Origin of the sequence: Streptomyces sp. NPDC005799, from assembly GCF_040630525.1 — a bacterium.
Classification (GTDB): domain Bacteria; phylum Actinomycetota; class Actinomycetes; order Streptomycetales; family Streptomycetaceae; genus Streptomyces; species Streptomyces griseorubiginosus_B.
Genome location: NZ_JBEXXQ010000001.1, coordinates 295,442 through 305,340, shown reverse-complemented (window position 1 = coordinate 305,340; position 9,899 = coordinate 295,442). Strand labels below are relative to the sequence as shown.

Below are 9,899 nucleotides of genomic sequence, written 5' to 3'. Positions count from 1 at the left end.
TTACTACAACCGCCGCCCGGCGCCCCGCGGGTATTCCTTTATTTTGACGACAGGCCCCTGAGATTACAGGGCGTGTCCGGGCCCTTGTCACACAGCGTCAGGTGTGGAGGAGCCGGAGGCGGAGGAGCTGGGGGCGGAGGCGCCGGAGGCCGGGGCGGCGGTCTCCTGCGCCGCGAATCTCGCCTTCGCCTCGTCGATCTTGCGGCCGTAGTGCACCGAGGCCCACCACAGGGCCGCGAAGACCGCGCCGAGGAAGAACATCGTCGGCACGACGAAGCCGGAGGCGATCAGCGCGGCCTGCAGCGCCCAGCCGAAGGCGATGCCGCCCGGCCGGGTCACCACGCCGCACAGCACCAGGCACAGGAACATCGCGATCCCGCTGACCGTCCACACCGTCCCCATGGACAGGTCGGGGTCCTTCATGGCGACGAGTCCCGCGAAACCGATCACGAAGAACTCGCCGATCAGCGTGGAAGCACAGAGCGTACGCACTGGGTCAGCCCCTCCCCAGCAGCAGTCGGGCCTCGCCCACGGTGATGACGGAGCCCGTGACGAGCACACCGCCGCCCGCGAACTCGCCCTCCTCCTCGGCCAGCGTGATCGCCGCCTCCAGCGCGTCCGGCAGCCGCGGCTCGACCTGGACGCGGTCCTCGCCGAACACCTCGACGGCGATCGCGGCCAGCTCGTCGGCGTCCATCGCGCGATGGCTGGAGTTCTGGGTGACGACGACCTCGGCGAAGAGCGGCTCGAAGGCCTCCAACAGGCCCCGCACGTTCTTGTCGCCGCTCGCCCCGACCACCCCGATCAGCCGGCTGAAGTCGAAGGCGTCACCGACCGCCTCCGCGGTGGCACGGGCGCCGGCCGGGTTGTGCGCTGCGTCCAGGACGACGGTCGGGGACCGCCGTACGACCTCCAGCCGGCCCGGCGAGGTCACGGACGCGAAGGCCTTGCGGACCGTGTCGATGTCCAGGGGCTCGGGGCGCTGGGAGCCGACGCCGAAGAACGCCTCCACGGCGGCGAGGGCCACCGCGGCGTTGTGCGCCTGGTAGGGGCCGTGCAGGGGCAGGTAGACCTCGCCGTACTCGCCGCCGAGGCCGCGCAGGGTGAGCAGCTGGCCGCCGACGGCCACCTGACGGGCGACCACGCCGAACTCCAGGCCCTCGCGGGCCACGGTGGCGTCCACCTCGACGGCCTTCTTCAGCAGCACCTGCGCCGCGTCGACCGGCTGCTGGGCGAGGATGACCGTCGCGTCCTGCTTGATGATGCCGGACTTCTCACCGGCGATCGCGGCGGGCGTCTCACCGAGCCGGTCGGTGTGGTCGAGGTCGATCGGCGTGATGACGGCGACGTCACCGTCGATGACGTTCGTGGCGTCCCAGGAGCCGCCCATGCCGACCTCGACGACGGCGACGTCCACCGGGGCGTCCGCGAAGGCCGCGTACGCCATGCCGGTCAGCACCTCGAAGAAGGACAGCCGGTACTCCTGCTGTCCGTCGACCATCTCGACGTACGGCTTGATGTCCTGGTACGTCTCGACGAAGCGCTCGGCGGAGATCGGGGCGCCGTCCAGGCTGATCCGCTCGGTGATCGACTGGACGTGCGGGGAGGTGTAGCGGCCCGTGCGCAGCTCGAAGGCGCCGAGGAGGGCCTCGATCATGCGGGCGGTCGACGTCTTGCCGTTGGTACCGGTGATGTGGATCGAGGGGTACGAGCGCTGCGGCTCGCCCAGGACGTCCATCAGCGCGGAGATGCGGCTGACCGAGGGCTCCAGTTTGGTCTCGCCCCATCGGGTCGCCAGCTCCGCCTCGACCTCGCGCAGAGCCCTGTCGAGCTCGGGGTCCTCGGGGCGGGCGGGCACGTCGGCGTGCGGCTGGCCGCCCTGGGTGCGCAGGGTGCGGCTGCCGGCCTCGATGACCGCGAGATCGGGGTCCCGGTCGGTCTCGGCCGCGACGATCTCGTCGAAGGGGTCGCTGTCACTCACGGGGCCCAGTCTACGGAGCGGGACTGACAGACGTAGGCGAAGGCCCCCGGAACTGGACGTTTCCGGGGGCCTTCGACGCGGGCGGGGTCCTCAGGCGGACGGCAGCCTGTCCAGCTGGGCCTGGATCCTCGTGATGTCCTCCTCCGCCTTGGCCAGGCGGGTGCGGATCTTCTCCACCACGTTGTCCGGGGCCTTCGACAGGAACGCCTCGTTGCCGAGCTTGGCGTTCGCCTGCGCCTTCTCCTTCTCCGCCGCCGCGAGGTCCTTCGCCAGGCGCTTGCGCTCGGCGGCCACGTCGATCGTGCCGGAGAGGTCGAGGGCGACCTCGGCGCCGGCGACCGGCAGGGTCGCCGTCGCGGTGAAGGCGTCGCCCTCCGGCTGCAGACGCAGCAGCTGCCGGATGGCCGCCTCGTGCCGGGCGAGGGCCGTGCCGTCCAGGCTCAGCCGGGCCGGGACGCGCTGACCCGGCTGCAGGCCCTGGTCGTGACGGAAGCGGCGGACCTCGGTGATCACCGACTGGAGAGCCTCGAGCTCCCGTTCGGCGTCCGCGTCCCGGAACCCACTGTCGTTCGGCCAGTCCGCGATCACGATCGACTCGCCGCCCGTGAGGGTGGTCCAGAGGGTCTCCGTGACGAACGGGACGACCGGGTGCAGCAGCTTCAGCGTCACGTCGAGGACCTCACCCAGGACGCGCTTGGAGACCTCGGCCGCCTCACCGCCGGCCTGGAACGTCGTCTTGGACAGCTCGACGTACCAGTCGAAGACCTCGTCCCAGGCGAAGTGGAAGAGCGTGTCCGAGAGCTTCGCGAACTGGAAGTCCTCGTACAACGCGTCGACTTCGGCGACGACGGAGTTGAGGCGGGAGAGGATCCAGCGATCGGTCGAGGACAGCCGTGACGGCTCCGGCAGCGGGCCGTCCACCGTCGCGCCGTTCATCAGTGCGAAGCGGGTGGCGTTCCAGATCTTGTTGGCGAAGTTGCGGGAGCCTTGGACCCAGTCCTCGCCGATGGGGACGTCGACGCCCGGGTTGGCGCCGCGCGCGAGGGTGAAGCGCAGCGCGTCGCTGCCGTACTTGTCCATCCAGTCCAGCGGGTTGACCGCGTTGCCGAAGGACTTCGACATCTTCTTGCCGAACTGGTCGCGGACCATTCCGTGCAGGGCGATGGTGTGGAACGGCGGGGTGCCGTCCATCGCGTACAGGCCGAACATCATCATCCGGGCGACCCAGAAGAAGAGGATGTCGTAGCCGGTGACCAGGACGGAGTTCGGATAGAACTTCGCGAGCGACTCGGTCTGTTCGGGCCAGCCGAGCGTGGAGAACGGCCACAGGCCGGAGGAGAACCAGGTGTCGAGGACGTCGGTGTCCTGCTTCCAGCCCTCGGCCTCGGTGCCGGGCGGCTCCTCGTCGGGACCGACGCAGACGACCTCACCGTTCGGGCCGTACCAGACCGGGATGCGGTGGCCCCACCACAACTGCCGCGAGATGCACCAGTCGTGGAGGTTGTCGACCCAGTCGAAGTACCGCTTCTCCATCTCCTGCGGATGGATCTTGACCTTGCCCTCGCGCACCGCGTCACCTGCGGCCTTGGCGAGCGGGCCGACCTTGACCCACCACTGCATGGACAGCCGCGGCTCGATGGTGGTCTTGCAGCGCGAGCAGTGGCCGACGGAGTGGACGTACGGCCGCTTCTCCGCGACGATCCGGCCCTCGGCGCGCAGCGCGGCGACGATCGCCGAGCGGGCCTCGAAGCGGTCCAGGCCCTGGAAGGGGCCGTGGACGGTGATGACCGCGTGCTCGTCCATGACCGTGATGGCCGGAAGGTCGTGCCGCTGGCCGATCTCGAAGTCGTTCGGGTCGTGGGCCGGGGTGACCTTGACGGCACCCGTGCCGAACTCCGGGTCGACGTGCTCGTCGGCGACGACGGGGATGGTGCGGTCGGTGAGCGGCAGCTTGATCCGCTTGCCGACCAGGTGCTTGTAGCGCTCGTCGTCGGGGTGGACGGCGACAGCGGTGTCGCCGAGCATCGTCTCCGCACGCGTGGTGGCGACGACGACCGTCTCCTCACCCTCGCCGTACTTCAGCGAGACCAGCTCGCCGTCGTCGTCCTGGTACTCGACCTCGATGTCGGAGATCGCGGTCAGACACCGGGGACACCAGTTGATGATGCGCTCGGCGCGGTAGATCAGCTCGTCGTCGTAGAGCCGCTTGAAGATGGTCTGGACGGCCTGGGAGAGGCCCTCGTCCATCGTGAACCGCTCGCGCGACCAGGCGACGCCGTCTCCCAGCCGCCGCATCTGGCCGCTGATCTGCCCGCCGGACTCGGCCTTCCACTGCCAGACCCGCTCGACGAAGGCCTCACGGCCCAGGTCGTGCCGGGACTTGCCCTCCTTGCCGAGCTCGCGCTCGACGACGTTCTGCGTGGCGATGCCGGCGTGGTCCATGCCGGGCTGCCACAACGTTTCGTACCCTTGCATCCGCTTGCGGCGGGTCAGGGCGTCGATGAGGGTGTGCTCGAAGGCATGCCCGAGGTGGAGGCTGCCGGTGACGTTCGGCGGCGGGATGACGATGGTGTACGGCGGCTTGTCGCTCTTCTCGTCGGCCTCGAAGTAACCACGCTCTACCCAGCGCTCGTACAGCGGCCCCTCCACATCGGCCGGCGCGTACTGGGTCGGCAGTTCGGTGTTGGGCGCTGAAGGCTGCTGCTGAGCGTTCTCGGTCACGGGGTCAGTTTAGGGGTGTCGCGGGTGTGTCCCGAAACGTGTTTGCTCTGTAACGGTGGGGCCCCCGCCGCCCTGTGCGAGCCGTGCCTGGTCCAGGATGTCAGGAACACATAAGCATCTGGAGGGGAACCCAGAGATGAGCCACAACCAGCCGGGCCCGTACGGCGGGCAGCCTCAGCAGCCCGGGCCGTACGGTCAGCCGGGGCCCTACGGCCAGCAGCCGCCGCAGGCGCCCCAGCCCGGCTACGGATATCCCCAGCAGCCCCCGGCGCCCCCGCAGCCGGGGTACGGCTATCCGCAGCAGCCCCCGCAGGGTGTGCCGCCGCAGCAGAACCCGTACGGGCAGCAGCAGCCCTACGGCCAGCCTCCTTACGGGCAGCCCTACAACACCGTCCCGCAGCCGCCCGCGCCCGGCGGCGGCAAGAAGAAGACGGGACTGATCATCGGCGCGGTGGCGGTCGTGGCCGCGATCGGCGTCGCCGCGTACTTCCTGATCGGCGGGGGCAGCGGCAGCGGGGGCGGCGACATCGCGAACGACGGCCCGCACAAGCTGACGACGCCGGCGACTGTCATCAGCGGCACCTACAAGAAGTCGAAAAGCGCCGACAGCTCGGACTCGTTCAGCGACGAGGACAAGGCCGACTTCGAGAAGTGGGGCGTGAAGAACCCGCAGGACGTCAGCGCGGGGTACGCGAAGGGCAGCGGGCTGTCCCAGTCGAACCTGAGCTTCGGCGGCGTCTACGGCACGATCGACGACCCGGAGGCGGTCTCGACTCCATGTTCGCGAAGGTCAAGTCCGAGGCGACCAAGGACAAGGACACCAAGGGCAAGCTGCTCGGCAGCCCGCAGGTGGTGCACCCGGCCGGCTTCTCCAACGGCATCATGAAATGCCAGGTGGCGCAGTTCGAGAACGACGACACCTCGTCGACGAGCGCGGGCGCCGCGAAGACCTTCGAGATGCCGATCTGCATCTGGGGCGACCACAGCACGGTCGCCGACGTCACGTCCTTCAGTCTCGCCTCCCTCACCACCGGCTCGGCCGCGTCGGTCGACGACACAGCGGCGCTGGCGGCCAAGCTCCGCAACGACGTCCGCGTCAAGGCCTGACAACAAAGCGTGAGGGGCATCTCGTCAGCGAGCGCCCCTCACGTCACAGGTCGGTCAAGACATCAGGCCCACGAGCAGGCCGTGTTAGCAACCTTGTTCGAAACTCCCAATTGCACGAGCTTGGTCACGCATATGGGATTGGCCGTCGTCCCCAAGCCGGTGGACAGCTTCCCGTAGCCACAAGCGGTCGTCACCTTCGCACCGACGACGTACCCGTAGGACTGGACAATACCGGTGCACTGGGCGACGGTGGCCGAGGCCGACGACGCGGCAATGAGCGGCGCGACTCCCGCCGCCGCCACCACACCAATCGTTGCCAAGATGCGCTTTGTCTTCACTGCTTGGAACCCTCCCTTTTCAGCCACCAGCCACTCGAACGTGTGACCGATGCGGTCGGGTTCATCTGGTCATCACGCCAGACTCGGATCAAGGTGTGACGTGAACCTGACTTGAATTCGTCGCCTGACGGCCGAGACAACTCGGGGTCTCCAGGCGCTTTACCCGGCACCCTGCGCCTCTTCCACAGGGGCTGCGCACAACCCACCCATAAGCAGCGTTTAGGCATGCTCCTGGAAAACCCAGCCAGATGACGACCCTGCCTGGTTCCGTGGCGGAGCAGCACTGCAGCCGCCTCATGCAACGCGCTCCTGGAGTGCGGACGCCCGGCCAACGGCTGCGAGAGGCCCACCCGGTACCACGTCTTGTCACGTCGGCAGGCGTCGGGCAACCTACGGCAGTGGCTGCTGTGGCTTACCCCAGCCTGTCGGTCTTACCGTTCGTCAACTCCCCTCCGATGGCCTGGAGATAAGCGGACCATCGTCGAGGTATCCGGGCGGACGCCCCCGCGTTCAGTCCGGCTGATCCTGGGTGACGCCCATCGTCTTGGCGAGCTGAACCTGCGTCAGGCTGCCTACTGACACCCACTCGACTGTCCCCCCACCAGGAACAGCGCGCGCCTGACCGCGGCGGAGACAACTTCATCCGGGTGCTGACCGCGCCTCCGCTCCGCGGCGGTAGCCCTCGCATGTTGCGGAACCGGCTTCCCGCGACAGCTCCCACAGTTGGCAATGACTAATGTCAGCCGTCAAAGAGAAGGCGCCCGATGATGACCGTCGGGCGCCTTGTACTGCAACGTAGATCCAGCTACGCCGTCTTCTGCTCGCCCGGCCCCCGGCCGTTGCGCGCGTCGCGCGGGATGAGGGTCGGGTTGACGTTGGAGTGGACGACGTCCGCCGTGATGACGACGCGGGCCACGTCCTTGCGGGACGGGACCTCGTACATCACGGACATCAGGACTTCCTCCATGATGGCGCGCAGGCCGCGGGCGCCGGTCTGGCGGAGGATGGCCTGGTCGGCGATGGCCTCCAGGGCCTCGCGCTCGAAGTCCAGCTCCACGCCGTCGAGTTCGAACAGGCGCTGGTACTGCTTGACCAGCGCGTTGCGCGGCTCGACCAGGATCTGGAGCAGGGCCTCGCGGTCCAGGTTGTGGACCGAGGTGATGACGGGCAGGCGGCCGATGAACTCGGGGATCATGCCGAACTTGACCAGGTCCTCGGGCATGACGTCCTCGAACTGGTCCTTGGCCTCCAGCTCCCGCTTGGAGCGGATCGTCGCGCCGAAGCCGATGCCCTTGGCGCCCGCCCGGGACTCGATGATCTTCTCCAGGCCGGCGAAGGCACCGCCCACGATGAACAGGACGTTCGTCGTGTCGATCTGGATGAACTCCTGGTGGGGGTGCTTGCGGCCGCCCTGGGGCGGGACCGAGGCGGTGGTGCCCTCGAGGATCTTCAGCAGGGCCTGCTGGACGCCCTCGCCGGACACGTCGCGCGTGATGGAGGGGTTTTCACTCTTCCTCGCGACCTTGTCGATCTCGTCGATGTAGATGATCCCGGTCTCGGCCTTCTTGACGTCGTAGTCGGCCGCCTGGATCAGCTTCAGCAGGATGTTCTCGACGTCCTCGCCGACGTAGCCGGCCTCCGTCAGCGCCGTCGCGTCCGCGATCGCGAACGGGACGTTCAGCATGCGGGCCAGGGTCTGCGCTAGGAGCGTCTTGCCGGAGCCCGTGGGGCCCAGCAGGAGGATGTTGGACTTCGCCAACTCGATCGCGTCGTCACGGCCGCTGCCGCCGCCGTTCTCGCCGGCCTGGACGCGCTTGTAGTGGTTGTAGACCGCGACGGACAGGGCCTTCTTGGCCGCCTCCTGGCCCACCACGTAGCCCTCGAGGAACTCGTAGATCTCGCGGGGCTTGGGAAGCTCCTCCCAGCGCACCTCGCTGGTCTCCGCGAGTTCTTCCTCGATGATCTCGTTGCAGAGATCGATGCACTCGTCGCAGATGTACACACCAGGCCCTGCGATGAGCTTCTTGACCTGCTTCTGGCTCTTGCCGCAGAACGAGCACTTCAGCAGATCGCCGCCGTCACCGATGCGTGCCACGGTGTGCTTCCCCTTCGCCTGGGAGACGCCTGGATCCAGCGGCTCCTGGTGCTGCCTATTCCGACGGTACCTTGCCGGGCCCCCCGTTCGGGCCCCCCTTGGCGCGGTTCACTGTGACGTGCAGCGTGTCAAAGCACACCAACCGTGCCAAGGGGCGGCAGACGATACAGCTTCCGCCCGCTTCTTTGTCAGCGGACGGCCGCGTTGTTCATCTTCCGGGTGGAGATGATCTGGTCGATCAGGCCGTACGACAGCGCGTCCTCGGCCGTGAGGATCTTGTCGCGCTCGATGTCCTCGCGGATCTTCTCGATCGGCGTGGTCGAGTGCTTGGCCAGCATCTCCTCCAGCTGCGAACGCATCCGGAGGATTTCGTTGGCGGCGATCTCCAGGTCGGAAACCTGACCGCGGCCCGTCTCGCTGTAGGGCTGGTGGATCAGCACGCGGGCGTTGGGCAGCGCCATGCGCTTGCCCGGCGAACCGGCGGCCAGCAGGACGGCGGCGGCGGAGGCCGCCTGGCCCATGCAGACCGTCTGGATGTCGGGCTTCACGAACTGCATCGTGTCGTAGATCGCGGTGAGCGCCGTGAAGGAGCCGCCGGGGCTGTTGATGTAGACCGAGATGTCCCGGTCGGGGTCCATCGACTCCAGGCACAGCAGCTGCGCCATGACGTCGTTGGCGGAGGCGTCGTCGATCTGCACGCCGAGGAAGATCACGCGCTCCTCGAAGAGCTTCGCGTACGGGTCGTACTCGCGGATGCCCTGCGAGGTGCGCTCGACGAAGCGGGGGATCACATAGCGGGACTCGGCGGCGGGACCCGTGTACTCGGCGCGTGTGCGGTCGTACAGGCCGCTGCCGGGGAAGTCGTTCACTGTCTGTCTCCTAGGGGCTGTGGCGGTCGGCTGGGGGCTGTCCTGGGGCCTCAGGCCCCGGTGGTGCCGCCGCCGCCCGGGATACCGGCAGCCGTGGTGATGACGTCGTCGATGAGGCCGTACTCCTTGGCCTCCTGCGGGTCGAACCAGCGGTCGCGGTCCGAGTCACGGGTGACCTGCTCCACGGTCTGGCCGGTGTGCTGGGCCGTGAGCTCGGCCATGCGCTTCTTGGTGTGCAGCAGCCGCTCGGCGTGGATCTTGATGTCCGAGGCAGAACCGGCCAGACCGGCGGAGGGCTGGTGGATCAGGATCTCGGCGTTCGGGAGGGCGAACCGCTTGCCCGGGGTGCCCGCGCTGAGCAGGAACTGGCCCATGGAGGCGGCGAGGCCCATGGCGATCGTCATCACGTCGTTCTTGATGAACTGCATGGTGTCGTAGATCGCCATGCCGGCCGTGATCGAGCCGCCCGGGCTGTTGATGTAGAGGTTGATGTCCTTGTCGGGGTCGGCCGCGGCAAGGAGCAGCAACTGTGCGGTGATCTTGTTCGCGATGTCGTCGTCGACCGGCTGGCCGAGGAAGATGATCCGCTCGTTGAGCAGCCGGTTGTAGACCTGGTCGCCGAGGCCACCACCGATGGAAGGCTCGCCGGCGGCGGAGGGCATCAGATTCGTCACGTATCCACCTGCTCGTCTTACGACGGCGCCGGGCCGTCTTCACGTGTACTGCCGGGGGCAACGGGACTCCCCTGCCCTCGTACTCATGGACCCTAACGCGCTGGTCCCTCCGGG

The 9,899-nt window shown here is 68.1% G+C and carries 7 protein-coding genes and 1 pseudogene; 1 reads left to right on the top strand and 7 read right to left on the bottom strand.

The annotated features are described in order from the left end of the window. Nucleotides 1–87: 87 nt before the first annotated feature. From ABZ453_RS01285 to ABZ453_RS01275, 3 genes are all read right to left on the bottom strand, one after another. Nucleotides 88–492: a DUF4233 domain-containing protein gene (locus ABZ453_RS01285; protein WP_359010330.1), complete on the bottom strand. Its 405-nt coding sequence runs from the start codon at nt 490–492 to the stop codon at nt 88–90. Nucleotides 493–496: 4 nt separating this feature from the next. Beyond that, nucleotides 497–1,981 (bottom strand): folylpolyglutamate synthase/dihydrofolate synthase family protein, encoded by a 1,485-nt coding sequence (locus ABZ453_RS01280; protein WP_359010328.1) that lies wholly within the window; start codon nt 1,979–1,981, stop codon nt 497–499. 90 nt (nt 1,982–2,071) lie between these two features. After that, a complete protein-coding gene (locus ABZ453_RS01275; protein WP_359010327.1) occupies nt 2,072–4,702 on the bottom strand; it encodes a valine--tRNA ligase in 2,631 nt (876 codons plus the stop codon). 136 nt (nt 4,703–4,838) lie between these two features. Between ABZ453_RS01275 and ABZ453_RS01270 the strand changes: the two are divergent. Next, nucleotides 4,839–5,809, top strand: a pseudogene (locus ABZ453_RS01270) (hypothetical protein). Between the two features lie 62 nt (nt 5,810–5,871). On the opposite strand, the gene ABZ453_RS01265 reads toward ABZ453_RS01270, so the two are convergent. The 4 genes from ABZ453_RS01265 to ABZ453_RS01250 form a co-directional block, all read right to left on the bottom strand. Then, a complete protein-coding gene (locus tag ABZ453_RS01265; RefSeq protein WP_359010324.1) occupies nt 5,872–6,147 on the bottom strand; it encodes a hypothetical protein in 276 nt (91 codons plus the stop codon). An 805-nt stretch (nt 6,148–6,952) separates the two neighbouring features. After that, nucleotides 6,953–8,242: an ATP-dependent Clp protease ATP-binding subunit ClpX gene (gene clpX / locus ABZ453_RS01260; protein WP_058925301.1), complete on the bottom strand. Its 1,290-nt coding sequence runs from the start codon at nt 8,240–8,242 to the stop codon at nt 6,953–6,955. Between the two features lie 188 nt (nt 8,243–8,430). Continuing rightward, nucleotides 8,431–9,111, bottom strand: coding sequence for an ATP-dependent Clp protease proteolytic subunit (locus ABZ453_RS01255; RefSeq protein WP_133040990.1), 681 nt, complete (start codon nt 9,109–9,111; stop codon nt 8,431–8,433). 50 nt (nt 9,112–9,161) lie between these two features. Next, a complete protein-coding gene (locus ABZ453_RS01250) occupies nt 9,162–9,773 on the bottom strand; it encodes an ATP-dependent Clp protease proteolytic subunit (protein ID WP_359010581.1) in 612 nt (203 codons plus the stop codon). Nucleotides 9,774–9,899 lie beyond the last annotated feature (126 nt).

Excerpts from the sequence above, each read along its gene's own strand:
- ABZ453_RS01250 (WP_359010581.1), bottom strand. The coding sequence starts at position 9,773 with ATGCCCTCCGCCGCCGGCGAGCCTTCCATCGGTGGTGGCCTCGGCGAC.